The organism is Streptomyces sp. NPDC058741 (assembly GCF_042746715.1).
Taxonomy (GTDB): Bacteria; Actinomycetota; Actinomycetes; order Streptomycetales; family Streptomycetaceae; genus Streptomyces.
The window spans coordinates 83,518-108,609 of record NZ_JBHYQH010000002.1; the positions used below are offsets into that span (position 1 = coordinate 83,518).

General features: G+C 72.9%; 23 protein-coding genes and 3 pseudogenes. 14 read left to right on the forward strand and 12 right to left on the reverse strand.

The features are described from left to right. Positions 1–42: 42 nt before the first annotated feature. The 3 genes and pseudogenes from ACFW6P_RS01845 to ACFW6P_RS01855 all read right to left on the reverse strand — a co-directional run bounded on the left by ACFW6P_RS01845 (position 43) and on the right by ACFW6P_RS01855 (position 2,958). Positions 43–591, reverse strand: a complete 549-nt coding sequence (locus ACFW6P_RS01845; RefSeq protein ID WP_386351428.1) for a hypothetical protein — start codon at positions 589–591, stop codon at positions 43–45. Positions 592–699: 108 nt separating this feature from the next. Then, positions 700–930, reverse strand: a pseudogene (locus tag ACFW6P_RS01850) (hypothetical protein); the annotation flags it as partial. A gap of 390 nt (positions 931–1,320) precedes the next feature. Beyond that, positions 1,321–2,958, reverse strand: coding sequence for a glycoside hydrolase family 20 protein (locus ACFW6P_RS01855; protein WP_386422686.1), 1,638 nt, complete (start codon positions 2,956–2,958; stop codon positions 1,321–1,323). A gap of 224 nt (positions 2,959–3,182) precedes the next feature. Here ACFW6P_RS01855 and ACFW6P_RS01860 point away from each other — a divergent pair, with 224 nt between their 5' ends. The 6 genes from ACFW6P_RS01860 (at position 3,183) to ACFW6P_RS01885 (ending at position 8,071) form a co-directional block, all read left to right on the forward strand. Beyond that, positions 3,183–3,707, forward strand: coding sequence for a 2-oxo-4-hydroxy-4-carboxy-5-ureidoimidazoline decarboxylase (locus ACFW6P_RS01860; protein ID WP_386422688.1), 525 nt, complete (start codon positions 3,183–3,185; stop codon positions 3,705–3,707). A 168-nt stretch (positions 3,708–3,875) separates the two neighbouring features. Beyond that, positions 3,876–4,256, forward strand: a complete 381-nt coding sequence (sdhC, locus tag ACFW6P_RS01865; protein WP_386351434.1) for a succinate dehydrogenase, cytochrome b556 subunit — start codon at positions 3,876–3,878, stop codon at positions 4,254–4,256. A 5-nt stretch (positions 4,257–4,261) separates the two neighbouring features. After that, a complete protein-coding gene (locus tag ACFW6P_RS01870; RefSeq protein ID WP_356437228.1) occupies positions 4,262–4,744 on the forward strand; it encodes a succinate dehydrogenase hydrophobic membrane anchor subunit in 483 nt (160 codons plus the stop codon). 19 nt (positions 4,745–4,763) lie between these two features. Beyond that, on the forward strand, positions 4,764–6,518 hold the full coding sequence (gene sdhA / locus ACFW6P_RS01875) for a succinate dehydrogenase flavoprotein subunit (RefSeq protein WP_386351440.1): 1,755 nt from the start codon (positions 4,764–4,766) through the stop codon (positions 6,516–6,518). Then, positions 6,518–7,297 (forward strand): succinate dehydrogenase iron-sulfur subunit, encoded by a 780-nt coding sequence (locus tag ACFW6P_RS01880; RefSeq protein WP_386422689.1) that lies wholly within the window; start codon positions 6,518–6,520, stop codon positions 7,295–7,297. Before sdhA ends, ACFW6P_RS01880 begins: the two co-directional genes overlap by 1 nt. A 153-nt stretch (positions 7,298–7,450) precedes the next feature. Further along, a complete protein-coding gene (locus tag ACFW6P_RS01885; RefSeq protein ID WP_386422690.1) occupies positions 7,451–8,071 on the forward strand; it encodes a Uma2 family endonuclease in 621 nt (206 codons plus the stop codon). 3 nt (positions 8,072–8,074) lie between these two features. On the opposite strand, the pseudogene ACFW6P_RS01890 reads toward ACFW6P_RS01885, so the two are convergent. Next, positions 8,075–8,539: pseudogene (locus ACFW6P_RS01890) on the reverse strand (hypothetical protein); the annotation flags it as partial. 45 nt (positions 8,540–8,584) lie between these two features. Between ACFW6P_RS01890 and ACFW6P_RS01895 the strand changes: the two are divergent. The 3 genes and pseudogenes from ACFW6P_RS01895 (at position 8,585) to ACFW6P_RS01905 (ending at position 10,262) form a co-directional block, all read left to right on the forward strand. Beyond that, positions 8,585–8,954, forward strand: a pseudogene (locus ACFW6P_RS01895) (hypothetical protein). Between the two features lie 13 nt (positions 8,955–8,967). Further along, positions 8,968–9,492: a thiol-disulfide oxidoreductase DCC family protein gene (locus ACFW6P_RS01900; protein WP_386422692.1), complete on the forward strand. Its 525-nt coding sequence runs from the start codon at positions 8,968–8,970 to the stop codon at positions 9,490–9,492. A 32-nt stretch (positions 9,493–9,524) separates the two neighbouring features. Next, on the forward strand, positions 9,525–10,262 hold the full coding sequence (locus ACFW6P_RS01905) for a TetR/AcrR family transcriptional regulator (RefSeq protein ID WP_386422694.1): 738 nt from the start codon (positions 9,525–9,527) through the stop codon (positions 10,260–10,262). A 15-nt stretch (positions 10,263–10,277) separates the two neighbouring features. Here the strand turns inward: ACFW6P_RS01905 and ACFW6P_RS01910 are convergent, their stop codons facing one another. Continuing rightward, positions 10,278–11,651 carry a metallophosphoesterase gene (locus ACFW6P_RS01910; protein ID WP_386422696.1) on the reverse strand — a complete coding sequence of 458 codons (1,374 nt, stop codon included), beginning with the start codon at positions 11,649–11,651 and terminating at the stop codon, positions 10,278–10,280. A 23-nt stretch (positions 11,652–11,674) separates the two neighbouring features. Next, the gene (locus ACFW6P_RS01915) at positions 11,675–11,914 is read right to left on the reverse strand and encodes an SCO4848 family membrane protein (RefSeq protein ID WP_386351466.1); all 240 of its coding nucleotides are present in this window, start codon (positions 11,912–11,914) and stop codon (positions 11,675–11,677) included. 91 nt (positions 11,915–12,005) lie between these two features. On the opposite strand from ACFW6P_RS01915, the gene ACFW6P_RS01920 reads away from it, so the two are divergent. Then, on the forward strand, positions 12,006–13,301 hold the full coding sequence (locus ACFW6P_RS01920; RefSeq protein ID WP_386422697.1) for a D-alanyl-D-alanine carboxypeptidase family protein: 1,296 nt from the start codon (positions 12,006–12,008) through the stop codon (positions 13,299–13,301). Here the strand turns inward: ACFW6P_RS01920 and ACFW6P_RS01925 are convergent. From ACFW6P_RS01925 to ACFW6P_RS01940, 4 genes are read right to left on the reverse strand one after another with little or no spacing between them, the layout of a single operon-like run. Continuing rightward, the gene (locus tag ACFW6P_RS01925; protein ID WP_386422698.1) at positions 13,249–14,166 is read right to left on the reverse strand and encodes a YihY/virulence factor BrkB family protein; all 918 of its coding nucleotides are present in this window, start codon (positions 14,164–14,166) and stop codon (positions 13,249–13,251) included. The genes ACFW6P_RS01920 and ACFW6P_RS01925 overlap by 53 nt on opposite strands. Then, the gene (locus ACFW6P_RS01930; RefSeq protein WP_386422699.1) at positions 14,154–14,606 is read right to left on the reverse strand and encodes a GtrA family protein; all 453 of its coding nucleotides are present in this window, start codon (positions 14,604–14,606) and stop codon (positions 14,154–14,156) included. The genes ACFW6P_RS01925 and ACFW6P_RS01930 overlap by 13 nt, the downstream gene beginning before the upstream one ends. Further along, entirely contained in the window at positions 14,603–15,547 is a 945-nt protein-coding gene (locus tag ACFW6P_RS01935; RefSeq protein ID WP_386422701.1) for a decaprenyl-phosphate phosphoribosyltransferase, read from the reverse strand. The genes ACFW6P_RS01930 and ACFW6P_RS01935 overlap by 4 nt, the downstream gene beginning before the upstream one ends. Beyond that, the gene (locus ACFW6P_RS01940) at positions 15,540–16,061 is read right to left on the reverse strand and encodes a phosphatase PAP2 family protein (RefSeq protein ID WP_386422703.1); all 522 of its coding nucleotides are present in this window, start codon (positions 16,059–16,061) and stop codon (positions 15,540–15,542) included. The genes ACFW6P_RS01935 and ACFW6P_RS01940 overlap by 8 nt, the downstream gene beginning before the upstream one ends. Before the next feature lie 132 nt (positions 16,062–16,193). Between ACFW6P_RS01940 and ACFW6P_RS01945 the strand changes: the two genes are divergently transcribed. The 4 genes from ACFW6P_RS01945 (at position 16,194) to ACFW6P_RS01960 (ending at position 23,251) form a co-directional block, all read left to right on the forward strand. Continuing rightward, positions 16,194–17,576, forward strand: a complete 1,383-nt coding sequence (locus ACFW6P_RS01945; protein WP_386422704.1) for an FAD-binding protein — start codon at positions 16,194–16,196, stop codon at positions 17,574–17,576. A gap of 24 nt (positions 17,577–17,600) precedes the next feature. Then, a complete protein-coding gene (locus ACFW6P_RS01950; protein WP_386422706.1) occupies positions 17,601–18,356 on the forward strand; it encodes a decaprenylphospho-beta-D-erythro-pentofuranosid-2-ulose 2-reductase in 756 nt (251 codons plus the stop codon). Between the two features lie 166 nt (positions 18,357–18,522). Next, positions 18,523–18,939, forward strand: coding sequence for a CU044_2847 family protein (locus tag ACFW6P_RS01955; protein WP_386422708.1), 417 nt, complete (start codon positions 18,523–18,525; stop codon positions 18,937–18,939). Next, positions 18,926–23,251, forward strand: a complete 4,326-nt coding sequence (locus ACFW6P_RS01960) for a trypsin-like peptidase domain-containing protein (RefSeq protein ID WP_386422709.1) — start codon at positions 18,926–18,928, stop codon at positions 23,249–23,251. The genes ACFW6P_RS01955 and ACFW6P_RS01960 overlap by 14 nt, the downstream gene beginning before the upstream one ends. Positions 23,252–23,269: 18 nt before the next feature. Here the strand turns inward: ACFW6P_RS01960 and ACFW6P_RS01965 are convergent, their stop codons facing one another. Next, positions 23,270–23,845: a 2'-5' RNA ligase family protein gene (locus tag ACFW6P_RS01965; RefSeq protein WP_386422710.1), complete on the reverse strand. Its 576-nt coding sequence runs from the start codon at positions 23,843–23,845 to the stop codon at positions 23,270–23,272. 140 nt (positions 23,846–23,985) lie between these two features. Next, complete coding sequence (gene trpS / locus ACFW6P_RS01970; RefSeq protein WP_386422711.1) at positions 23,986–24,999, reverse strand: tryptophan--tRNA ligase; 1,014 nt, start codon at positions 24,997–24,999, stop codon at positions 23,986–23,988. Between the last annotated feature and the right edge of the window lie 93 nt (positions 25,000–25,092).

Here is a 25,092-nt window from a genome sequence, read left to right on the forward strand (position 1 = left end):
GTACGGGGAGTTCGAGCCGGTCGCGTCGTGGGCACGCCCCTCTCAGCCGTGGCGCCGGCTGCGGCGCGAGACCACCGCGCGCAGGACCCGGCGGCCCTCCGTCGACAGCTCCAGCGCCCTGCGCAGCCCGGCCGGCCCGTGTCCGGCCATGACCTCCAGCACGGTGACCTGCCGGCGCAGTTCGGCGGCGACCAGCGGGGGCATGCCCTCGGTGCGGCCCGCGCGGCGCACGTCCACGGAGGCGTCGTCCTCGGCGGTGTCGAGGTGGCGGTGGACCTGCAGGGAGGCGACGGAGCAGGCGTCGGCCCACATCCGCAGCGCGTCGGGGGACCGCTCGGCGGGCGCCGCCTCGAGCATCCGCCGGGTGAGCGCGGCCGCCTCGCCGTCAGCGGTGGCGTCGAGCTTCCCGCGCACCTGTTCCAGGCAGGCGCCCCAGGTCCCGGGGCCGGCGTCGTCGGCGAGGCTCGCCCACACGGGGCGCAGCGTCTCGTCGTCGCCGCCCAGCAAGGGCACGCACCGATCCAAACAAGCCAGCCCGCTCGCGGCCAGCCCGCGTTCGTCGGCCTGTGCGATCAACTCAACCAAGCTCATCCACGCCTCCCTCCGCGGGCCTTCTCCAGGGCCCTGCCAGGCCGTCACCGGCCTTCATCTCTCACGGAACCCGCACTTCCCCTTACTGCGTGCAACGGCCCCGGAGTGTCACAGGGGCACCGCACCGAGCCGGTCGAGGAGGCGGAACAACAATTTTTCGGCCAAGGGACCGGGGTCCGAGGTCAGTACGTCCTCCACGGCGCCGGCGTTCACCTCGTGCCCGGCCTCGGCGGCCCGGAGCACCGCGCGCTCGGCGGCGTCACGGGGCTCCAGGCAGGAGTCCTCCAGCGTGAGGCCCTCCTGCCCGGCCCCGGGATACGCGGCCGTCGCGGACCGCGCGGGGGACGATCCGCGTCGGCATGAGGGGGGAAGCGGCATGGGCTACCGGGGATGCCTCGTGGTGGGCCGGGGGGAGCGGCGCCTCGCGGAGCTTGCCGCGCTCGCGGAGGTCGCGGACGGTGAGGCTCCGCACTTCGGCGGCCGGCGGGTGGCGGGTCTGGGAGTACGCGAGCAGCGACGGCGGCATGGGCGACAGGAACACCCTCACCCGCGGCACCGGGGCGCCCGCGTTGTTCGGGTACGTCATGGACAGCGCCTGCGCGGTGCTGGAGGCGGCCGCGCCGGAGAGCGGGGCGTGGACGACCCGGCAGCCGTACGGTGCGATGCCGAGACGTCAGTCAGCCGAGGGGTCAGATCCGCCAGCAGCGTCACCACGTCACATCCTCACCGTCAGCCGAGGTCGTCGGCCAGTGCCCGGAACTGCGCCCAGGACAGTTCGGGCTGCCCCGGGTCCCACAGCTTCTGCACGGTCGCCCGCAGCGGCATCCGGATCCCGGCCGCCACCTGGTCCTGCGTCTGGGAGTTCGCGAGGTCGCACCAGACGGCGAAGGAGCCTCCGAGGATCTGCCCGTCGTAGCGCTCCGGCACGGCCGTGGTGCCGCGCAGCACCCGGGGCGTCCACTGCTCGTAGATCCGCTGCCCCGTCGGGTAGACGAAGGTCTGCGGCTCGCCGAGCACGTAGTAGAGGAACTCGTCGTTGTGGTTGATCACCTTGCGGCCCGCCTGGAGGTACTCCACGGGCTGCCGGGCGCCGATCTCCTTGCCGGTCCAGTAGGCGACCTGGATGTCCTGGTCGGCCTGGACGGAGGTGTCGCGGAAGAAGCCGTCGTTCCAGGCGCGCGGGGTCTTCTCGTTCTCGCGCACGGTGGCGGCCCGGTCGTTCAGCCAGCCGGTGGCCAGGTCGGCGACGGTGGCGCCGGAGCCGTACCGCTGCCGCGCGGCGGCGGCCAGCTGCGGGAAGGACGCCTCGGGGTCGGAGCGGACCAGCGCCTGGTACTCGTCGCCGCCGAGGTGCCAGGGCCGGCCGGGGAAGAGGGCCGCGTACTCGTTCAGCAGGCCGTCGACGATCTCGGCGCTCTCGGCCTTGGAGATGTCGATGGCGCCCTGCACCGCCGACCCCTGCACGGTGCGCAGCTGCAGGTCGGGGTGGGCGGCGATGACCGCGCCGAGGTGCCCGGGCGAGTCGATCTCGGGCACGACGGTGATGTGGCGGCTCTCGGCGAGGTCCACGATCCGGCGCACCTGCGCCTTGGTCAGGTGCTGCTCGGAGACGATCTCCGGGTGCGAGTCGGACTCGATCCGGAAGCCCTGGTCGTCGGAGAAGTGCAGTCCCAGCTGGTTGAGCTTGAGGTCGCCGAGCTCCCGGACCCGGTCCTCGATCCAGCCGCCGGTGAAGTTCTTGCGCGCGATGTCCAGCATGAAGCCGCGCTGGGGCTTGGCCGGCTCGTCGGTCACCACACCCTCGGGGGCCGTGCCGCCGTCGTGCACCTCCTGCTTGAGCGTGCGGGTGCCGTAGAAGACGCCGGCGTCGGCGGGCCCGGTGATCCGCACACGCCCGTCGCGCACGGTCATCACGTACGACTCCGGGTTCGCGCCCTTCTCACCCCGCAGCGCCAGCCGCAGGTCGCCGTCCTGGTCGCCGCCCTTCTCGCCGGCGTAGGTCAGCCCCAGTTCCCCGGCGATCAGCTTGCCCTCGTCGGCGAGCGAGGCGTCGTCGACGACGACACGGTCGCCCTTCTCCGGCTGCCAGCCCGGGCCGCGCGCCGGGGTGTGGTCGCGCACGGCGGGGATCGTCCGCGGCGCCTCGGACAGGGGGGAGGAGCGGCTGGGGCTCGGGCTGGTGGGTGCCGCCGCGGCCCCGCCCCGGGTGGACGCGGCCTCCGGCCCGGTCGACCCGCCGCCCGAGGCCGCCCAGAGCCCGAGACTCACCCCGGCCGCGATCACGACCAGCGCCACGGCCATGACCACGACCAGCACCTGCCGCTGCTTCTCCTGCTTCGCCGGAGCCCGGCGCCTGTGCTGACTCACCCCGCCAACCTAAGACCCATCGCCGACCGGCGCGCGTCCACCACGCGTGCTCAAACTCTCCCTCCCGGGTGAAATCGGAGCATCTCCCGGACACGAGTCGGTCGCACTCGATAGCGTGACGCCACACCTCTCACACTCTTCCCTGCCGACACACGTGACGCCCACGAGGACCCACGCTGCCCGCGCACCGTCTCCCTGACCTCCCCGGCCGACCGGCCATATCGGTGGAGCCCGTCAACACCGCCTCCGCGCAGGACCTGGAGCGGCTGCTCCTCTCCTGCCTGCGCAGCCCCCGCTGGTCCCGCCGCGTCGCGGCCCACCGCCCCTATCCGGACCTGGCCTCCCTGCTCGCGGCGGCGGACGAGGCGGCCTACGACCTGCGCTGGACCGACCTGGGCGAGGCCCTGGCCGCCGAGTCGCTGCCCGCCCTGCCGCCGGACACCTACGCGGCGGCCCACACGGCGCTCAACGCGGCGCACGCCGCCTACGAGGCCCGGTTCGGACACGCGTTCGTCATCTGCCTGGACGGCCTGTCCCCCTCCGAGGTGCTCGACCGCATCCTGGAGGCCATCCGGTCACGATTGACCAACGATCAGGAGCAGGAGCGCGCGGTGACGGCGGAGGAACTCCGGCGCCTGGCGAGCGGACGCCTGCTGGACGCCCTCAGGAACGCGGGGACCGCGCGATCAGCCACTGACGCCCGGCCCGCGGCACCCCGGAGGTCCCACGTGCCCCCTGTGTCGCACTAGCCCACCCGTACCCCTTTGCGTGCCAGTTCGATCACACCGGGGGACCCCCGCTCAGCCGAGCGGCAGCGCCTCGCTACGATGCTGGGGGCCGGTGGACCGTACCCGGCCGGGCCCGACCGACACACCAAGCCGGCGCGGCCCCAATCCCCGCTCCCGGAGGAAACTTCCGTGCCGGCTGGAACGCTGTACCGCGGCCGGGAAGGAATGTGGTCCTGGGTGGCTCACCGAGTCACCGGCGTCCTCATCTTCTTCTTCCTGTTCGTTCACGTGCTGGACACCGCCCTCGTGCGGGTGTCCCCGGAGGCCTACGACACCGTCGTGGCCTCGTACAAGACGCCGATCGTCGCGCTGCTGGAGTACGGCCTCGTCGCCGCCGTCCTCTTCCACGCGCTCAACGGCCTGCGTGTCATCGCCGTCGACTTCTGGACCAAGGGCGCCCGCTACCAGAAGCAGATGCTCTGGACCGTCGTCGCCCTCTGGATCGTGCTGATGCTCGGGGCGATCTACCCCGTCCTCGGCCACGCCGCTCGTGAACTGTTCGGGAGCTGACGCCCATGTCCACGACTGAGAAGTCCGCCGCCGGCGTCGGCCCCGTCGAGGGTGGCGCCGTCTACACCGTCGACAACCCCGCGCCCTTCATCGAGGCTCCCCGCAAGCGCACCAAGAAGACCCCGAAGAGCACCCGGGGCAACTTCGAGCTGGCCGCCTGGCTGTTCATGCGCCTGTCCGGCGTGGTGCTGGTCGTGCTGGTCATCGGCCACCTGCTGATCCAGCTCGTGCTGGACGGCGGCGTCTCCAAGATCGGCTTCGCCTTCGTGGCGGGCCGCTGGGCGAGCCCCTTCTGGCAGGTCTGGGACCTGCTGATGCTGTGGCTCGCGATGCTGCACGGCGCCAACGGCCTGCGCACGGTCATCAACGACTACGCGGAGCGCGCGAACACCCGGCTGTGGCTCAAGGGCCTGCTCTACACGGCCACGGTGTTCACCATCCTGCTGGGCACGCTGGTGATCTTCACCTTCGACCCGAACATCCGCTAGGCACGGGGCTGCGAGAATCATGAAGATCCACAAGTACGACACCGTCATCGTCGGCGCCGGTGGCGCCGGTATGCGCGCCGCCATCGAGTCGACCAAGCGCAGCCGCACCGCCGTGCTCACCAAGCTCTACCCCACCCGCTCCCACACGGGCGCGGCGCAGGGCGGCATGGCCGCCGCGCTGGCCAACGTGGAGGAGGACAACTGGGAGTGGCACACCTTCGACACGGTCAAGGGCGGTGACTACCTGGTCGACCAGGACGCCGCCGAGATCCTCGCGAAGGAGGCCATCGACTCCGTCCTGGACCTGGAGAAGATGGGCCTGCCGTTCAACCGCACCCCGAACGGCACCATCGACCAGCGCCGCTTCGGCGGTCACAGCCGCAACCACGGTGAGGCCCCGGTCCGCCGGTCCTGCTACGCGGCCGACCGCACCGGCCACATGATCCTCCAGACGCTGTACCAGAACTGCGTCAAGGAGGGCGTGGAGTTCTACAACGAGTTCTACGTCCTGGACCAGCTGATCACCGAGGTCGACGGCGTCAAGCGGTCGGCCGGTGTGGTCGCCTACGAGCTGGCCACCGGCGAGATCCACGTCTTCCAGGCGAAGTCCGTGATCTACGCCTCCGGCGGCTGCGGCAAGTTCTTCAGGGTGACGTCGAACGCCCACACCCTGACCGGTGACGGCCAGGCCGCGGTCTACCGCCGGGGCATCCCGCTGGAGGACATGGAGTTCTTCCAGTTCCACCCGACCGGCATCTGGCGCATGGGCATCCTGCTGACGGAGGGCGCCCGCGGTGAGGGCGGCATCCTGCGCAACAAGGACGGCGAGCGCTTCATGGAGAAGTACGCGCCCGTCATGAAGGACCTCGCCTCCCGCGACGTCGTCTCGCGCTCCATCTACACGGAGATCCGCGAGGGCCGCGGCTGCGGTCCCGAGGGCGACCACGTCTACCTCGACCTCACGCACCTCCCGCCGGAGCAGCTGGACGCCAAGCTCCCGGACATCACCGAGTTCGCCCGCACCTACCTCGGCATCGAGCCCTACACGGACCCGATCCCGATCCAGCCCACCGCGCACTACGCGATGGGCGGCATCCCGACGAACGTCGAGGGTGAGGTCCTGGCGGACAACACCACGGTCGTCCCGGGCCTGTACGCGGCCGGCGAGGTGGCCTGCGTGTCCGTGCACGGCGCCAACCGCCTCGGCACGAACTCGCTGCTGGACATCAACGTCTTCGGCAAGCGCGCGGGCATCGCCGCCGCCGAGTACGCCCGGAAGGCCGAGTTCGTCGAGCTGCCGGAGAACCCGGCGGAGCTCGTGGTCGAGCAGGTGGAGCGGCTGCGCAACTCCACCGGCGCCGAGCGGGTGTCCGTCCTGCGGCGCGAGCTGCAGGAGACCATGGACGCCAACGTCATGGTGTTCCGCACCGAGCAGACCATCAAGACGGCGGTCGAGAAGATCGCGGAGCTGCGCGAGCGCTACAAGAACGTGGCGATCCAGGACAAGGGCAAGCGGTTCAACACCGACCTGCTGGAGGCCGTCGAGCTGGGCAACCTGCTGGACCTCGCCGAGGTCATGGCCGTCTCCGCGCTGGCCCGCAAGGAGTCCCGCGGCGGTCACTACCGCGAGGACCACCCGAACCGCGACGACGTCAACTTCATGCGGCACACCATGGCGTACCGCGAGGTCGGCGCAGACGGCTCCGAAACCGTCCGTCTCGACTACAAGCCGGTCGTCCAGACCCGCTACCAGCCGATGGAGCGTAAGTACTGATGGCTACCCCCGTTCTGGACAAGGAAGACGCGGCCGGCAAGCCCGAGCCCGGTTTCGCCGACTCCCCCTACATCACGGTCACGTTCCGCATCCGCCGCTTCAACCCGGAGGTCGCGGCGGAGGCCACCTGGGAGGACTTCCAGGTCGAGATCGACCCGAAGGAGCGCGTCCTCGACGCCCTCCACAAGATCAAGTGGGAGCTGGACGGCACGCTGACGTTCCGCCGCTCCTGCGCGCACGGCATCTGCGGCTCGGACGCCATGCGGATCAACGGCAAGAACCGCCTGGCCTGCAAGACGCTGATCAAGGACATCAACCCCGAGAAGCCGATCACGGTCGAGGCCATCAAGGGCCTGACGGTCCTGAAGGACCTCGTGGTCGACATGGAGCCGTTCTTCCAGGCGTACCGGGACGTCATGCCCTTCCTCATCACGAAGGACACGAACGAGCCCACGCGTGAGCGGCTGCAGTCCGCCGAGGACCGCGAGCGCTTCGACGACACCACGAAGTGCATCCTGTGCGCGGCCTGCACCACGTCGTGCCCGGTCTTCTGGAACGACGGCCAGTACTTCGGCCCGGCCGCCATCGTCAACGCGCACCGCTTCATCTTCGACTCGCGCGACGAGGCCGGCGAGCAGCGCCTGGAGATCCTCAACGACCGCGACGGCGTGTGGCGCTGCCGGACGACCTTCAACTGCACGGACGCCTGCCCGCGCGGCATCGAGGTCACGAAGGCGATCGCCGAGGTGAAGCGCGCGCTGATCACGCGCCGCTACTGAGGCCGACCGCTCGACCGAGAAGGCCCCGTCTCCGCAGGTGACGGGGCCTTCTGGTATATGCCACACCATCGGGGTGACCGCAGCGGAACGGGCCGCACGGACGCCGTCCTGCCTACGATGATGCTCTCGACACCAGCCCCCAGGAGGCACCTGATGTCCGCAGCTTCCGTCGAGCAGCCCTTCCACGAGGAAGAGCCGGTCACCCTGACGACCATCGCCGACGAGATCATGGAGCGCCATCCGGGCTACCGCGTCGAGATCATCGGAGGCCATCTCCTCGTGACCCCGTCCCCGGATGCTCCCCACGCCCGTGCCCTCACCCGCCTGATGATCCCGTTCATCGCCGCGGGCCTGCACGACGGCGAGACCGAGGTCCTCCAGAACGTCGGACTGTGGCTTCCCACGGGTGCCGAGGACTACGCCATTCCCGACCTCGTGGTGGTGGACGCCGACATCGACGACCACCTCGTCGAGAACAACGCGTACGACCCGGCCTGCTTCCGTCTCGTTCTCGAGGTCACCTCCGGCAACTGGAAAGACGACCTCAAGACCAAGGTCGCCGCCTACGCCGAGGCCAAGGTGCCCGTCTACGTGGTCGTCGACCGCAAGCACCAGCGCCTCCATGTCCTGACCCACCCGGTGGGAAGCGGCTACGAGAACCACCGTCCGCACGCCCCCGGCGAGCTCGTCACCCTCCCCGAGTCCGTAGGCGCCAAGGTGACTCTCGACGCGGCCGAGATCCTCAGGGCCGGCCAGGCGAGGAAGAGCGACTGAACCTCACAGCTGGCTCAGGATCGAAGGGTCCGTGATCTTCGTGTCCTCCGCGAGCAGCATCGCCTTGCTGAGGATCACCGCGAGCACGCGGTCGCCCTCGAAGGGCAGGTAGCCCGTCCCCTGGGCCTTCGGGTCGGACTTCGGGACGATGCAGAGGTACTGGTCGTTCGGGGTTCTGAGGATGTTGCCCGAGCCCAGGTGGATCCTGTAGCGCTCGCCCTTCACCTGGAGGAAGCGCCCCTCCAGCCGGCAGCGGTCGGCGATCGCCAGGCGGGGTATCAGGCGCTCCAGGAGGGCGCGGCGGGTCTCGGCGCTCTGGTTGGGCTCGCCGAAGCCGTACGACGTCCAGTAGTCGCGGAAGCGGCCGTCGGGCCCGCCGTCCTGCCAGGTCGGGTCGTTGCCGACGCTGGCCACGCCGACGAACAGGTCGACGTCGCGCAGGACCTCGGAGAGGACCAGGGGCGGGAGTCATCCCCGGCAACATTTTGAACGTGTTCAAGAAGGGTGGGGGCAATGGACCGCACGGTCATCGCCTACGTCATCTACCTGCTGGTCAGCATCGGTGTGACCATCTGGGTGGCCCGCACGCTGAGCCGCAACGGGCGGGTCTTCCTGGCCGACGTGCTGCACGGCAACGGGAAGCTCGCCGACGCCGTCAACCACCTGCTGGTGGTCGGTTTCTACCTCGTGAACCTCGGTTTCGTCGCGCTGTACCTGAGCGACGACGAGACCATCACTCGGCGTGGTGCTGCTGGTGCTCGGCGTGATGCACCTGGCCAACGTCCGGGTGCTGAACCCGATCCGGCGCCGGGGCGCCATGGAGCGGGAGCAGCAGCCGCCGGTGCCGCCGCAGGGCTGGCTCGCCCCGCAGCCCCAGGGCTGAACGGAGGTCCGGCATGAACGCCACCGCACCGGGCCCCCGGCCCGCCCCCGCACCACCGGTCCGCCGGCTCACGGTCCTGTACGACGCCGAGTGCTCCCTGTGCGCGTTCCTGCGCGACTGGCTCCTGCGGGAGCCCCAGCTGGTGCCGCTGGAGCCGGTCCCGGCCGGCTCCGAGGAGGCCCGGCGGCGCTTTCCCGGCCTGGACCACGGCGCCTCCCTCGACGAGATCACCGCCGTCGGCGACGCCGGGCAGGTCTACCGGGGCGCGGCCGCCTGGGTCGTCACCCTGTGGGCGCTGCGCGAGCACCGGCCGCTCGCCCACCGGCTGAGCACCCCGTCCGGCTCCCTGCTCGCCAAGGGCGCGGTACTCGCCGCGGCCAAGGGGCGCGGGGCGCAGTGGCACCGGGGAGCGCGACCGGGTGGGGGGCGGTGGGGCGGCGGGGTCCACCGGCGGGCGGACGGCTGGTCGTACGACCCGGCCCACGGCTGGTCCTTCACCGCGCCGGGCTGCGCCGACGGCACCTGCGCCCCCCGGTAGCCGGCCCGCGGCTGGCGTTAGGCTCTCTTCCCGTGCCCGCGAAGAACGACGGCCCCGACGAGGGCCATCCCCGCAAGTCCGAGCAGACCCGCGCGCTGATCCTGGAGACGGCCATGCGGCTGTTCCAGGAACGCGGCTACGACAAGACGACCATGCGGGCCATCGCCAAGGAGGCCGGGGTCTCCGTCGGGAACGCCTACTACTACTTCGAGGGCAAGGAGCACCTGATCCAGGGCTTCTACGACCGGATCGCCGCCGAGCACCAGGTGGCGGTCCGGGAGATCCTGGAGCGGGAGACCGACCTGGAGGCGCGGCTCGCGGGCGTGCTGCGCGCCTGGCTGGACATCGCCCGGCCGTACCACGAGTTCGCGGTGCAGTTCTTCAAGAACGCCGCCGACCCGGACAGCCCGCTCAGCCCCTTCTCGCCCGAGTCGGAGCACGCGCGCGTGGAGGCCATCAGCGTCCACCGGCAGGTCCTGGCCGGGACGAGGACCAAGGTGCCCGAGGAACTGCGGGACATCCTGCCCGAGTTGATGTGGCTGTCCCAGATGGGGCTCGTCCTGTACTGGATCTTCGACCGGACCGAGGGGCGCGAGCGCAGTTACCGGCTGGCCGAGCGCGGGGCCCGGCTGACCGCACGGGGGGTCGCCCTGTCCCGCTTCCGGGTGCTGCGGCCGCTCGTGCGGGAGGTGCACGAGCTGTTCACGGACTTCCTGCCGGGGATGACCCGGGCGATCCCCGACCCGGCGAGGCGCACCGCCGGGTCCTGACGCGCGGAGGCCGGGTCAGGCCTGCCGCGACGCCAGCTCGATCACCGTGATGTCCGAGGGGGCGCCGACCCGGGTGGGAGGACCCCAGGCGCCCGCGCCGCGCGAGACGTAGAGCTGGGTGTCGCCGTAGCGCTCCAGGCCCGCGAGGGTGGGGTTGGCGCCGGAGGCGATGAGGTTGCCGGGCCAGAGCTGGCCGCCGTGGGTGTGGCCGGAGAGCTGCAGGTCGACGCCGTGATCGACGGCGTCGTGGATCTGCACGGGCTGGTGGGCGAGGAGCACGCACGCGCGTGCGGTGTCCCGGTCGCCGAGCGCCCTGGCGAAGTCGGGGCCCTGGCCCTCGTTCTCGCCGGCCACGTCGTTGACGCCGGCCAGGTCGAAGTGCGGCAGTTCCCTGCGGGCGTTCTCCAGGGGGTCCAGGCCGAGCCGGCGGACCTCGTCGACCCACTGCTCGGCGCCGGAGAAGTACTCGTGGTTGCCGGTGACGAAGTAGGAGCCGTGGCGGGCCTTGAGCTGGGCGAGCGGCGCGGCGGCGGGGCCGAGGTCCTTGACGCTGCCGTCGACCAGGTCTCCGACGACCGCGATCAGGTCGGGCTGGGTCGAGTTGATCGTGTCGACGACCCTCTGCGCGAAGCCGCGCCCCAGGACCGGGCCGAGGTGCACGTCGCTGACGACCGCGATCCGGTACCCGTGCGCGGCCCGCGGCAGCTTGGCCAGCGGGACGGTGACGCGCTTCACCCGCGGCCCGCGCAGCACGCCGTGCGTCCCGTACCCGACGGTCCCGACGGCAGCCGCGGCGGCGGCACCGGCGACGACCCGCGAGACGAAGAGACGGCGGGACGGGCCGTCAGAGGGTTCGGGGGTCTCGGACGCGGGGACCGCCGCCGGGTGGGGAGCCGGGTCGGTCCTCGTCAGGGAGGCGCACGCCGAAGCGTGCACCTCGGTGGTGTGCTCCGCCCGCCCGTCGGCCGCGGTCGCCGTGCCGGCCGCGGCGGGCGTGCCCGTGCCGTGCCCCGCGGACGCGCCGGTGCCGGACTCCGGCTCCGTGCCCGTCGCGGTCCCGGCTCCCGCCCGCCGTTCCAGGGCCCACCGCAGCACCGGCCGCACGACCTCCCCGGCCAGCACCGCCAGCAGCAGGTAGACCGACAGGGCCAGCCACAGGAAGCCCGGCCAGGCGAGGACCTGCTGGAGGACGAACGGGGCGCCGGAGCGTTCGGCGACGAGGGCCCCGACGGCCAGGGCCCAGCCGCCGGCGACCAGGACCGCGCCCGCCCGGCGGACGACGCCCGGACCGCGGGTCGTGTCGCGGAACAGGCGGCGCCAGACGTACCAGTTGGCCGTGACGATCACGGCCAGGACCAGCAGGGCGACGAGTACGAAGACGATGGGCACGGTGTTGTTTCTCCCGATGGCCGTTATGACGTCCGGCGCAGTGCGCGCAGACCACGCAACCCGATGGCCCCGACGGCCGTCCCCCATACGAAGGAGACGACCGCGAGCAGCAGGTGCACCCAGAAGTACGCCGTGGGACGGCCTTCGTCGAAGGCGAGTCCGCTGCCGTCAGCGACCAGGTTCTTGACGAAAGTGATCCAGATGACCCAGCTCCACACCCCGAAGGCGAGCAGGAACCAGGAGACGGGGCGGCTGAGCTTCATGCACCCAGTATCGCCGGGGCGTGTCCGGTTCCGTTCCCGGGGTGGGGCCTCGGGCGGGACTTCCCCCCGCACGGCATGTACTTTTCCGACCGTGCCCGCACCGAAGAAGACCGCCGGGCGATCCCTGCTGGTCGCCTCCGCCGTCCTGTCGTCCCTCGCCCTGGCCGCGCCCGCCGCCGTCGCCGCCCCGAGCCCCTCGGCGAGCCCGTCGGCCACTCCCCCGGCGTCGATGTCGACCGTGGGCGGCGCCAGGCTCGGGAGGCCGGGCACGCAGGTGAACCTGGCGAGCGGTGTCCCGGTGCTGCCCAAGGACGTCACCGCCCGCTCCTGGGTCGTCGCCGACGCCGAGACCGGTGACGTGCTGGCCGCGCACCACGCGCACTGGCGCCTCGCCCCGGCGAGCACGCTGAAGATGCTGTTCGCGGACACGCTGCTGCCGAAGTTCCCGAGCACCGCCGAGCACAAGGTCGTGCCGTCGGACCTGGCCGGCATCGGCGCGGGCTCCAGCATGGTCGGGATAACGGAGGAGGAGACCTACACCGTCCACGACCTGTGGCTCGGCGTCTTCCTGCGCTCCGGCAACGACGCGGTGCACGTGCTGTCCGCGATGAACCAGGGCGTGGAGAACACCGTCCGCGAGATGAACGAGCACGCGGAGGAGCTCCAGGCCCTCGACACGCATGTGGTCAGCCCGGACGGGTACGACGCCGAGGGGCAGGTCTCCTCGGCGTACGACCTCACGCTGATCGCCCGCTCGGGGCTGCAGAAGGAGGACTTCCGGGACTACTGCTCGACGGTCCGCGCCGAGTTCCCCGGCGCGACGGAGAAGAACAAGAAGGGCAAGAAGGTCCGCAAGTCCTTCGAGATCCAGAACACCAACCGGCTGCTGGCCGGGGACGCGGACGTGCCGGTCTACCAGGGCATCGCGGGCGTGAAGAACGGCAACACCACCAACGCGGGGGCCACCTTCACCGGCGTCGCCGAGCGGGGCGGCAAGGTGCTGCTCGTGACGGTGATGAACCCGGAGAAGTCCGGGCACAACGAGGTCTACAAGGAGACCGCCCGGCTGTTCGACTGGGGTTTCAAGGCGGCCGGGAAGGTGCGGCCCGTCGGTGAGCTGGTGCCGCCCAAGGGCGCCGCCCGGGCCGGCTCCGGGCCGGGCGCGAACCCCTCCGGCGAGGCCGGCGGCTCCGGGGACGCCGGGACGGGCACGGCCGGGGCCGGTGCCCAGCCGGTGGCCTCCGCCCCGGCGGCCGCCGGCTCCGGCGGCATCGGCACCGCGCTCGGCGTCATCGGCGGGGTGCTGGTGCTGCTCGCGGGCGGTGCGTTCCTGGTCAACCGCCGCTGGCCGCTGCCTGATCTGGTGCGCCGCCGGACCCGCCCGTGACCGCCGGGACCTCGTCCTCCTTGCTCTGCGTCGCCGTCCAGGAGGCGCAGAACAGCACCAGCTTCGAGGTGAAGTTGATCCACAGCAGCAGCGCGACGGGCACCCCGAACGCGCCGTACATGCTCTTGGCCGCCACTCCCTGGAGATAGCCGCTGAGCAGCAGCTTCAGCAGTTCGAAGCCGACCGCGCCGGTCAGGGCCGCCACGAACAGGCGGTGGCGCGTCGGCTCGACGCCGGGCAGCAGGGTCAGGACGTAGAGCAACAGCAGGAAGTTGGCGAGGACGGCGATCAGGAAGGCGGCGATCCGCAGCAGGACCCCGCCCCAGCCGGCCTCGTCGATGCCCAGCTCCCGGATGATCCAGCCGATCATCGCGGAGGCCACGGCGGAGGCGGCGATCGTCACGAGCAGCGCGCCGCCGAGGCCGACCAGCACGCCCGCGTCCTTGGCGTAGCGCAGGACCGGGTTCTCCTCGTCGTCGGCCAGCTCCCACACCGCCCGCAGGCACTCGCGCATCGAGCCGGCCCAGCTGATGCCGGTGAGGAGCAGCAGCGCGCCCGCGATGAGCCCGATGGTGCCGGCGTTGTCCACCAGGCCCGCGACGTCCAGCTGGTCGGAGATGCCGGGCACCTGGTCGGTGAGCTTGTCCTGCAGTTTGTTCTGCTGCTCGGTGCTGAGGGTGGCGGCGGTGACGGCGGCGGTGACCGTCAGCAGCGGGAACAGGGCGACGAAACTCGTGAAGGTCATCGCGGCGGCCAGCCGCGTCCACTTCACGCGGTCCAGCCGCTCGTACGACCGCCACGCGTGGGTGATCGTCAACCGTTCCAGCCACGGTCCGACGACCGGGAGCCTTTTCAGCCAGTCCATGATCCGTCTCTGCCCTCCGCCCGGAACACCCATGTGCGGATACCCCAGAACCGCAGGACTGTGGCCAGGCCCATGCCGACGATCGCGCCGGAGACGGTGTCGGCGCGCTGGGAGGTGAGTCCGAGGCCGTAGTGGCTGACGGTGAGGCAGAGCAGCTGCACGGCGGCCCCGGCGAGGTTCACCGCGAAGAACGCGGCGTAGGGGCGAAAGCCCCGGGGGCGTGCGGTGCGGTAGGGGCCGAGGGCGTTGGCCGCGTAGGCGACCGAGCAGGCGGCGAGGAAGGACAGCGACTTGGCGGTGAGCGGGCCGAGTGCGGCGGGGCCGCGCAGGGCGGTGAACAGGGCGAGGTCGACCGCGTAGGCGAGGAGGCCGGCGGTCGCGAAGCCGAGGAGCTCCCGGCGGAGCGCGGGCGCGGGGGCGGTCCACGCGCGCGTGGTCACCAATTGGCCACCGCCAGGCCGTACATGGTCATCCAGACCACGCCGATGAGGGCGAGCGCCCGGTCGCGCAGGACGACGTCCTCGGGCTCGCCGGCCGTGCCGCGGTCGGCGAAGACGGCGTAGCGCAGGATCGCGAGGATGAAGGCGACCATGGACAGCTGCCGCCAGGGCAGCACGCTGGTGTGCGGGACGCCGCCCTCCTCCATGGCCCACAGGCAGTAGCCGAGCACGGCGACCCCGGCCGCGAGCTGCCAGACGAAGCGGAGGTAGCCGGTGGTGTACTCGGTGAGCAGCGCGCGCGTGGCACCGGCCTTTCCGGCCATCTGGACGGCTTCGGAGTAGCGCTTGGCCGACACCATGAACAGCGCGCCGAAGCCGGTGGTGATCAGGAACCAGCGCGACAGCGGGATGCCGAGGGCGAGTCCGCCGACCATGGCCCGCATCAGGAACCCCGTGGTGACGACCGCGAGGTCCACGACGAGGACGTGCTTCAGGCTGATGCAGTACGCCAGTTGCAGGGCGAGGTAGGCGGTCAGCAGGGCGGCGACGGCCGGGCCGCACAGCCACGCCGCGGCGACGGGGGCGAGCATGCCGAGGGCGCCGCCGACGGCGTAGGCGACGGGCACCGGGACCTGTCCGGCGGCGACCGGGCGGTGCCGTTTGACCGGGTGGGCGCGGTCGGCGTCGGCGTCGCGGGCGTCGTTGACGAGGTAGACGGCCGCGGCGCAGGCGGTGAAGAGCGCGAAGACGAGCGGGAGTCGGGTCAGGGCGTGCCGGGAGAAGAGCTCGCCGGCCGCCGCCGGGGCGGCGATCACGAGGATGTTCTTGACCCACTGCCGGGGGCGCGCGGTCCGTACGAGACCGGACAGGACCCCGCCCCTGCGGGCCGGTGCGGGCGGGCGCTCGGGGGCGCGCTGCCGCAGGACGGCCGTCTCAGTCATGGTGGGCGCCTCCTGACATCCAGCGGGCGCCGAGACGGGCCGTGAGGGCGCCGAGGGCCGCGCCGGCGGCGACGTCGGACGGGTAGTGGACGCCGACCACCAGGCGCGAGACGCACACGGCGGCGGCGAGCGGGGGGACCGCGCGCACCCCGAGGGCGCCGAAGGCGACGGCGGCGGCCGCGGAGGAGGTGGCGTGCGAGCTGGGGAAGGAGTGCCGCCCCGCGGTGCGGACCAGGGGCACCACGTGCGCGGGGCGCGGGCGGCGCACGACCCGTTTCACCCCCATGCTGACGAGGTGCGCCCCGGCGGTCAGGGCCGTGCCGCGCAGCCAGGCGCCGCGTCTCCTGCCGTCGACGGCGGCTCCGGCGAGCCCGGCCGCCAGCCACATCGTCGCGTGCTCCCCCGCCCAGGACAGGGCGCGCGCGGCGCCGGCCACGCGCGGGTCGGTGCCGCACGCCCTGAGCGCCGAGAGGATCCGGTGGTCCATGTCGTGCAGGTCGTCGAGGTCGTCCATGTGGCTCACTGTTCACGCCCGGCAGGCCCGAACTCCGGCAATATTGGGCGACATCCCATTAATCACCCATTTCGGGGAGGGGTGCCATGTTTACTGACTGATCGCTCACGCCAGGGCGATACGGTCACCGACATGTCTGCCGACACCGATTCCGACCCGGACGTCATGGGCCTGGACCACACCACCGTCACCGGCTGGGGCCGCACCGCTCCCACCGCCGCCCGGCTGATCCGCCCCCGGACGTACGAGGAGGCCGCGGCAGCCGTCCGGGAGTGCGGGGCCCGCGGCGGGATCCCCCGGGGACTGGGACGGGCGTACGGGGACGCGGCGCAGAACGCGGGCGGGTCCGTGCTCGACATGACGGGCCTGGACCGCGTGCACGCGATCGACGCCGACGGCGGCACCGTGCTGTGCGACGCGGGCGTCTCGCTGCACCGGCTGATGGAGGTGCTGCTGCCGCTCGGCTGGTTCGTGCCGGTCACCCCCGGCACCCGCTACGTCACCGTCGGCGGCGCGATCGGCGCCGACATCCACGGCAAGAACCACCACGTCTCGGGCTGCTTCGCCCGGCACGTGCTCGCCCTCGAACTGCTCACCGCCGACGGCGGGATCCGCACGGTGGTCCCCGGCACGCCGCTCTTCGAGGCGACGGCCGGCGGCATGGGGCTGACCGGTGTGATCCTCACCGCGACGATCCGGCTGCAGCCGGTCGAGACCTCGCTGATGTCGGTCGACACCGAACGCGCCGCGGACCTCGACGACCTGATGGCCCGGCTCGCGGCCACCGACCACCGCTACCGCTACTCGGTCGCCTGGATCGACCTGCTGGCCCGCGGGGCGTCGACCGGCCGCGCGGTGCTCACCCGCGGCGACCACGCGCCCCTGGACGCGCTCCCCGCCCGTCTGCGCCGCGACCCGCTGGCCTTCCGCACCGCGCGCCTGCCGTCCGCGCCCGCCGTCCTGCCCGAGGGCCTGCTCACCCGGACGACCGTGGGCCTGTTCAACGAGCTCTGGTACCGCAAGGCCCCCCGCGCACGCGCCGGTCAGCTCCAGCGGATCTCCGCGTTCTTCCACCCCCTGGACGGCGTCCCGCACTGGAACCGCGTCTACGGCCGCGGCGGCTTCGTCCAGTACCAGTTCGTCGTCGCCTACGGCCGGGAGGACGCCCTGCGCCGCATCGTGCGCCGCATCTCCGCACACCGCTGCCCGTCCTTCCTGGCCGTCCTCAAGCGCTTCGGCGAGTCCGACCCGGGCTGGCTGTCCTTCCCCGTGCCCGGCTGGACGCTGGCGCTGGACATCCCGGCGGGCCTGCCCGGCCTCGGCGCGTTCCTCGACGAACTCGACGAGGAGGTCGCCGCCGCGGGCGGACGCGTCTACCTCGCCAAGGACGCCCGGCTGCGCCCGGAACTGCTCGCGGCGATGTACCCGCGCCTCGGCGACTTCCGCGCCCTGCGCGCCGAGCTGGACCCGCGCGGGGTGTTCGTGTCCGACCTGGCCCGCCGCCTCGGTCTCTAGGCAAGGCAACAACTAGGAGCTGTCATGAAGGACGCCTTCGGCCTCCCCCAGTCCCTGCTCGTCCTCGGCGGTACCTCCCAGATCGCGCTGGCGACCGCCCGCCGGCTGATCGCCCGCCGCACCCGCACGGTCTGGCTGGCGGGCCGCCCCTCGCCCGCGCTGGAGGAGGCCGCCGGTCAGCTGCGCGGTCTCGGCGCCGATGTGCACACGGTCGCCTTCGACGCCCTGGACCCGACCTCGCACGAGGCCGTGCTCGGCAAGGTCTTCGCCGAGGGCGACGTCGACATGGTGCTGATCGCGTTCGGTCTCCTGGGTGACCAGGCCCGTGACGAACGCGACCCGGAGGCGGCGGTGCGGGTCGCGCAGACCAACTACACAGGGGCGGTCTCGGCGGGCCTGGTGTGCGCCCGCTCGCTGCAGTCCCAGGGGCACGGCTCGCTGGTCGTGATGTCGTCCGTCGCGGGCGAGCGGGCCCGCCGCGCGAACTTCATCTACGGCTCCAGCAAGGCCGGCCTGGACGCCTTCGCGCAGGGCCTGGGAGACGCGCTGCACGGCACGGGCGTGCACGTCATGGTCGTACGCCCCGGCTTCGTCCGGACCCGGATGACGGCCGGCCTGCCCGAGTCCCCCCTGGCGACCACGCCCGAGGCGGTCGCCACGGCCGTGGAGCTGGGCCTGCGGCGCCGCTCGGAGACGGTGTGGGTACCGGGCGCGCTCCGCGTGGTGATGTCGGCACTGCGGCACCTGCCGCGGGGGCTGTTCCGGCGGCTGCCGGTCTGACGCCGGGGCGCCGCGCCGCGCATCGCGTCACGGGCGTCAACTCGCCAGTCCCGCAAGTCCATTGAAGTTCGCCTCGGATGGTGCGTACATTTCTCGGGCTCCACCCGGGAATCGGAAGCAGTACGGCAACACCGGACCGAACGGAAGCGGCGGGGCCACGGACGCGATGGCGGAGACGACGGAGTTCAAGGCGAGTGACGGCACGGTGCTGCGGGTGGAGGTGGACAAACCTCCACCGCCCTTCGGCGCGGACGCGCACGAGCCGGTGAGCAGGCGGCGGTCCGCGACGGCGGAGACCGCCACGGGGAACCTGCGTGAGGCCGTGGACCGCGTCCGGCCGGCGGCGCAGGACGTCCTGGACTCGCTGCGGGCCATGCCCCAGGCCCCCGACCGGGTGACGCTGGAGTTCGGGGTGAAGCTGGGCGCGGACGCGGGCGTCGTCCTGGCGCGCGCCTCCTCCGAGGCCCACTTCAAGGTGCTCATGGAGTGGGAGCGGAAGCCGCGCGAGCGGGAACGGGCGCCGGACGAGGAGGACGACGGCGCCCCGGCCCCGGAGACCGGCTCCGGCGATGACGAGCGCTGAGACGCGCAGCCCCTCCGCCTCCCCGGCGTTCGAGCAGGGGCTCGCCCGGTTGCTCGACGCGGACGGCCTCCCGCTGGGCGCCGGCTTCCTGATCACCTCCGACCTGGTGTGCACCTGCGCGCACGTCCTGGCGGGCGAGGAGCGCGCGCCGTCGGCCGTCCCGGACACGCCCGCCCTCGTGGACTTCCCCCTGCTCGCCGACGGCAGCGGCCCGCCGGTGACCGCCACGGTGGCCGAGTGGCGCCCCGACGACGACGTCGCCCTGCTCCGGCTGGCGCACCCGGTGCACGGCGCGGCACCGCTGCCGCTCGCCTCACCGGACCAGGCGCTGTGGGGCCGGGAGGCCCGCGTGTACGGCTTCCCCGAGGACACCGTCTCGGGCGTCAACGCCCATGGCGTCCTGCGCGGCGGGCAGGGCGCGGGCCGTATCCAGCTCGACACCGGCGCCGGCAGCGTGCCGGTCCTGCCGGGCTTCAGCGGCAGCCCGGTGTGGGACGTAGGGGCCCGTACGGTGGTCGGGATGATCGCGGCACGGGGCGGGCGCTCCCTGACCGGCACGGCGTACCTGATCCCCGCCCGTCGGCTGGCGCCCGTTCGGACCCCGGCGGCAGAGGGCCGGGAGCCGTTCAAGGGCCTGCTGCGTTTCGAGGAGGAGGACGCCCCCCTCTTCCACGGCCGCGAGGACGACGCCGCCGCCCTCGCCGAGGCGGTCCGCGAACGGCCGCTGGTCCTGGTGACCGGGCAGTCGGGCACGGGCAAGTCGTCCGTGCTGCGCGCCGGTCTGCTGCCACGGCTGCGCGAGGCGGACGCGGTCGTCGTGGTGAGGACGCCCCGCGAGGCGGACGACCCGGCCGTCTTCCTCGGCGAGGCGCTGCTGGCCCTGTGGGACGCGGCCGGCCCCGACGCGCCGGACGACGCGCGCGGCACCGTCGTGCGCGAGGGCCTGACCGGTGACGGTCTCGCGCTCGGGCGGCTGCGGGAGCGGCTGCGGTCCGCGGCCGGGGACCGGTTGTGCGCGCTGGCGGTCGACCAGTTCGAGGAGTACGCCGCCGCCGCACCGCGCGCCGCCCGCCGGGTGGTGGCCTGGCTGCGCGAACTCACCGGTGTCGCCGACCTCGTACCGGGCCGTGGGCTGCGCGCCGTGCTGACCGCCAGGAACGCCACCCTGGACACGCTGGCCCCGGCGCTCCCGGCCGCGCGGCTGACGCGGGCCCTGGTGCGCCTCGATCCGCTCGCCGACGACGCCCTGGCCAGGGTGATCTCCGAGCCGCTGCGCTCGGTCCCCGGCGCCGGGCTGGAACCCGGCCTCGCGGAGCTGCTGCTGCGGGACGCCCGCGAGGCCCAGGACGCCCACGGGGAGGCCGACGCCCTGCCCCTGCTGGAGTTCACGCTCGCCCGGCTGTGGCAGCGGCGCACCGGCGGCACCCTCACCCACGCCGCCTACCAGGACCTCGGCGGACTGTCCGGCGCGCTGGCCCGGCACGCCCAGGACACCCTCGACGCGGCGCTCGCGGAGGGCCTCGCCGACCAGGAGACGGCCCGCCGGCTGTTCCAGCGGCTGGCCCGCCCGTACGGGCTCGGCCGCTTCCTGCCCGACACCGTGCCCGCCGCCGAACTCGACGAGGGCCAGCTGCGGTTGGCGCGACGGATGGCGAAGGCGAAGCTGCTCGCCTGGACCCGGCCGCGGCCGGGCGGGCCGCCGGGGGAGTCACTGCGCATGGCGCACGAGGCCCTGCTGCGCGAGTGGGAGTGGCTGCGCACCTGTCTGCGCGAGGGCGAGGAGTTCCGGGCCTGGCAGGCGGAGGTCGCCGAACGCGCCCGCGTCTGGCAGGAGGCGGGCGGCCGCCCCTTCGCCGTCGTCCCGGTGGAACTCCTGGGCTCGGCGGGCCGCTGGCAGTCGGAACGCGCGCGTGACATCACCCAGGTGCAGCGGGCGTACCTCGCGGCGGGACGCCGGCACGCCCGCCGGGGCGCCTACGTGCTGCGCGCGTTCGCCGCGACCGTCACCGTGTTCACGATCCTGGCCGGCTGGCTGGCATGGGACGCGTCGCGCAGCCGGGACGCGGCCCAGCAGCAGCTGCGCGTGTCCGCCGCGGGACAGCTGGCCGATCTGTCCGAGGAGCGGTCGTCCGCCGACCTCGCGCTGTCCGTCCAGGCGGCCATGGGCGCCTGGGCCACCTCCCGCACCGACGAGGCCCGCGGCGCGCTGTTCCGCCAGTACCTGCGGATGCGGGACGTCGAGCGGATGCACGTCGGGCTGTGGCCGGGCAGCGTGCGGGACGTGACCTCGGCCCCGGGCACGGACGTCCTGGCGGTCGTCACCTCTCCGGACGAGGAGAGCAAGCGCCGGGTGAGCGTCATCATGGGCGCGGCCTCCGGGCGTCCCCGCGCCCTCCGCCTGCGGAACATACCCGACGGCGACTTCAGCGGCACCTTCAGCGACGACGGACGCTGGTACGCGGCCGGCGGGGCGGACGGATCGGTGCGGCTGTGGCCGGTCGGCGAACCGGACGCCGAACCCCGGCTGCTCGCCGGCGCGCGGGACGGCCTCGACGAGAGCTACGGCTCTCCGTTGGACTTCTCCGACGACGGATCGCGGCTGCTGCGGCTGCACGCGTACGACGTGCGCCCCGGCAAGGGCACCGACCAGCGGGCCGCGCTGGAGGTCTGGGACGTCGCCTCCGGCGCCGAAGTGCCCGTCCCCGGACGGCTGGTCGGCGGGCGGGACGCGGACACGGCGTGCTTCGGGGACGGCCGGGACGAGGTGGCGCTCACCTGGACCCAGGAGAGGGCGGCCGAGACGGCGCCGCTGATGTCGGCTGCGGTCTTCGGCCTGGCCGAGGGCCGGGAACGGCGGCGGCTGGTCTCGGACACCGAGATCGCGCGCTGTGCGGCGCGCGGGCAGCTGGTCGAGGTCGCGGGGCTCCGAGGGGCGCCGTCACGGCTCCTCGACACGAGCGGAACCCAGCGCGAACGCCGCCTCCCGTACGACTTCGTGGATCACGACGCCTCCGGGCTCTACTCCACGCGCGTGCGCATGGACTCCCCCCTCGGCGGCTCCCCGGAGTACGGGCTGCTCACCCTGGTCGGGGCCACGGACGGCCGCACCTGGACCACCGTGACGCCGACCGACGGCGACACGGACGAGTCGCAGGTCGCGGTATGGCCACCGGAGGGCGGAGGCGGACGTCCGCGGGTCGTGGCCCTGGTCGGGGACGCTCTGCTGCGGCTGCGCCCGGCCGAGGGAGCGGACGTCGTCACGCTCGCGCCCGACCGCTCCGGCGAGGACCGGCCGACGTCGGCCCCTGACGGCCGCCGGTTCGCCGTGCGGCGCGAGGAACGGGTGTTCGTGGGCGGGCCCGGGCGGCCGTACCGGTCGGCCGCCCTGCCCGGCTCTGCCCACGGCGCCGACCCGTGGCAGGTGACCTGGGTGGACGCCGGAGGGGAAGACGTGGTCGTCGCCTGGGACCCGGGCGGGGCACGCCTGGTCCTGTACGACGTGGACGATCCGGCGCGTCACCGGGAGGTCCGCCTGAAGGCCGGGGAGGGCACCCGCATCGAGTCCGTGGCCCGGCTCGGCAACGGCGAGCTGGCCGTGCTGCTGTCCTCGAACGAGGTGCTCCGCCTCGACCCGCGTACGGGCGGGAGTGTCGCGCCCGCGCTGCGGGTGGCGCCCCGCCCGGTGAGCACCCCGCCGTTCCTCAGCTCGCCGGGACAGCTGATCCCCCGCCCCGGCCACCCCACGCAGGCCCTGATCGTCACCGTCCTCGGCCATCGGACGGGGCAGCTGCTGCTGTGGGACCTCGTCGCGGGCACCCGCGTGTCGGCCTGGGACACCTCGACCGGTGTGGCCGGGCAGGGGAGCGACCGGACCGAACAGCCCCTCGTGTTCAGCGCGGACGGCCGCCTGCTGGCGGTCACCCACGGCGACGAGAAGGTGCGCTTCTGGGACGTGGCCCAGGGCGGCCGGAGAGTGGGCAGGACCGTGCCGGCCTCCGGTGGGGGACATCTGCTCGCCCTGCTCGGCCACCACACCCTGGTCACCGCCGGCGACGGCTTCACGCTGTACGACGTCCAGACCGGCCGGGTCCTGGGCAACGGCCAGGCCGCCGTGGGAGGCGACCGGTTCGCGACGGTGTGGTCCGGGACGGAAGCGCACCTCGTGGCGGACGGCCAGGTGCAGAGCTTCCGCGTCGACCCCGAGGCCTGGTGGCGCACGCTCTGCGCGGGCGCGAACCGCCCCTACCGCCCGGAGGAACGCGAGGTCCTTCCGCCCGGCGCCCACACCGGCCCCCCGTGCTCCGCGTCGTGACGCCGGCCTCGGGGCCGGTCAGTAGGCCGGCAGCGAGCCCCGCTGCGCCGAGCCCTGCTGCGGTACGGCCGGGCGGCCGAAGGTGAAGTCCCGCAGCCGGCGCCACACCCCGTCGGGGCCCTGCTCGTAGAGGGCGAAGCCGGTGCAGGGCCAGGCGGCCTCGTAGTCGGCGAGTTCGGCGAAGGCGCGGTCCATCGCCGCCTCGTCGATGCCGTGGGCGACGGTGACGTGCGGGTGGTAGGGGAACTGCAGTTCACGGGCCACCGGGCCGGCGGGGTCGCGGACCTGCTGCTGGAGGCGGGTGCAGTCCTCCGCGCCCGTGACGATCCGGACGAACACCACCGGTGACAGGGGCCGGAAGGTGCCGGTGCCGTGCAGCCGCAGGGGGAACGGCCGGCCTGCCGCCGCGACCTCGCTCAGATGCGCCTCGACGGCCGGCAGGGCGCTGCCGTCCACCTCCGTGGGCGGCAGCAGGGTGACGTGCGTGGGGATGCCGTGAGCCGCGGCGTCGCCGAAGCCCGCGCGCAGCTGCTGGAGCTCGCTGCCGTGAGGCTCCGGGACCGCGATCGACACACCGATCGTTACGGTCCCCACGTCGTCTCCTGTCGTGTCAGTGTGGCCGTTGATACGACCACCCGGTTATCGACTGTACGGCCACGGCACGGTTACGGGCAGGCGCAACGGACGTGATGTACAGCGCTGTGCGGTGCCACGGCTGTGCGCCGGGGGCCGGTTCAGTGCTTGGCGGGCAGGAAGCCGACCCTGTCGTACGCCTGCGCGAGGGTCTCCGCGGCGACCGCGCGGGCCTTCTCGGCGCCCTTGGCCAGGATCGAGTCGAGCGTCTCCGGGTCGTCCAGGTACTGCTGGGTGCGCTCGCGGAACGGCGTGACGAAGTCGACCATGATCTCGGCGAGGTCCGTCTTGAGCGCGCCGTACATCTTGCCGGTGTACTTCTCCTCCAGCTCGCCGACGGTCTCGCCGGTGAGGGTCGAGTAGATCGTGAGGAGGTTGCTGATGCCCGGCTTGTTCCCGGTGTCGTAGCGGATCACGGTGTCCGTGTCGGTGACCGCGCTCTTGACCTTCTTGGCGGTGGTCCTCGGCTCGTCCAGGAGGTTGATGAGGCCCTTCGGCGTGGAGGCCGACTTGCTCATCTTGATCGACGGGTCCTGGAGGTCGTAGATCTTCGCCGTCTCCTTGAGGATGTACGGCTTCGGGACGGTGAAGGTCGGGCCGAAGCGGCCGTTGAAGCGCTCGGCGAGGTCGCGGGTCAGCTCGACGTGCTGGCGCTGGTCCTCGCCGACGGGGACCTCGTGGGCCTGGTACAGCAGGATGTCAGCGACCTGGAGGATCGGGTACGTGAACAGGCCGACGGAGGCGCGGTCGGCGCCCTGCTTGGCGGCCTTGTCCTTGAACTGGGTCATCCGGCCGGCCTCGCCGAAGCCAGTGAGGCAGTTCATGACCCAGGCGAGCTGCGCGTGCTCGGGGACGTGGCTCTGGACGAAGAGCGTGCAGCGGTCCGGGTCGAGACCGGCCGCGAGGAGCTGGGCCGCGGCCAGGCGCGTGTTGGCGCGCAGGTCCTTGGGGTCCTGCGGCACGGTGATCGCGTGCAGGTCGACGACCATGTAGAACGCGTCGTGGGTCTCCTGGAGCGCCACCCACTGGCGGACGGCGCCGAGGTAGTTGCCGAGGTGGAACGAGCCGGCGGTGGGCTGGATGCCGGACAGCACGCGGGGTCGGTCTGAGGCCATGGCCTCATTCTCTCAGAGGGCCGCGGGTGGTTCCGGCGGTGGGGAACCGCGGACCCGTCGTGGCGGGTCCGCGGTCCCCACGTCCCTCGGGGG

Excerpts from the sequence above, each read along its gene's own strand:
- ACFW6P_RS01940 (WP_386422703.1), bottom strand. The coding sequence starts at position 16,061 with ATGGACGACCTCGACGACCTGCACGACATGGACCACCGGATCCTCTCG.
- ACFW6P_RS01925 (WP_386422698.1), bottom strand. The coding sequence starts at position 14,166 with ATGGACTGGCTGAAAAGGCTCCCGGTCGTCGGACCGTGGCTGGAACGG.
- ACFW6P_RS01935 (WP_386422701.1), bottom strand. The coding sequence starts at position 15,547 with ATGACTGAGACGGCCGTCCTGCGGCAGCGCGCCCCCGAGCGCCCGCCC.
- ACFW6P_RS01950 (WP_386422706.1), top strand. The coding sequence starts at position 17,601 with ATGAAGGACGCCTTCGGCCTCCCCCAGTCCCTGCTCGTCCTCGGCGGT.
- ACFW6P_RS01870 (WP_356437228.1), top strand. The coding sequence starts at position 4,262 with ATGTCCACGACTGAGAAGTCCGCCGCCGGCGTCGGCCCCGTCGAGGGT.
- ACFW6P_RS01880 (WP_386422689.1), top strand. The coding sequence starts at position 6,518 with ATGGCTACCCCCGTTCTGGACAAGGAAGACGCGGCCGGCAAGCCCGAG.
- ACFW6P_RS01960 (WP_386422709.1), top strand. The coding sequence starts at position 18,926 with ATGACGAGCGCTGAGACGCGCAGCCCCTCCGCCTCCCCGGCGTTCGAG.
- sdhA (WP_386351440.1), top strand. The coding sequence starts at position 4,764 with ATGAAGATCCACAAGTACGACACCGTCATCGTCGGCGCCGGTGGCGCC.
- trpS (WP_386422711.1), bottom strand. The coding sequence starts at position 24,999 with ATGGCCTCAGACCGACCCCGCGTGCTGTCCGGCATCCAGCCCACCGCC.
- ACFW6P_RS01915 (WP_386351466.1), bottom strand. The coding sequence starts at position 11,914 with ATGAAGCTCAGCCGCCCCGTCTCCTGGTTCCTGCTCGCCTTCGGGGTG.
- ACFW6P_RS01945 (WP_386422704.1), top strand. The coding sequence starts at position 16,194 with ATGTCTGCCGACACCGATTCCGACCCGGACGTCATGGGCCTGGACCAC.
- ACFW6P_RS01845 (WP_386351428.1), bottom strand. The coding sequence starts at position 591 with ATGAGCTTGGTTGAGTTGATCGCACAGGCCGACGAACGCGGGCTGGCC.
- ACFW6P_RS01955 (WP_386422708.1), top strand. The coding sequence starts at position 18,523 with ATGGCGGAGACGACGGAGTTCAAGGCGAGTGACGGCACGGTGCTGCGG.
- ACFW6P_RS01900 (WP_386422692.1), top strand. The coding sequence starts at position 8,968 with ATGAACGCCACCGCACCGGGCCCCCGGCCCGCCCCCGCACCACCGGTC.
- ACFW6P_RS01885 (WP_386422690.1), top strand. The coding sequence starts at position 7,451 with ATGTCCGCAGCTTCCGTCGAGCAGCCCTTCCACGAGGAAGAGCCGGTC.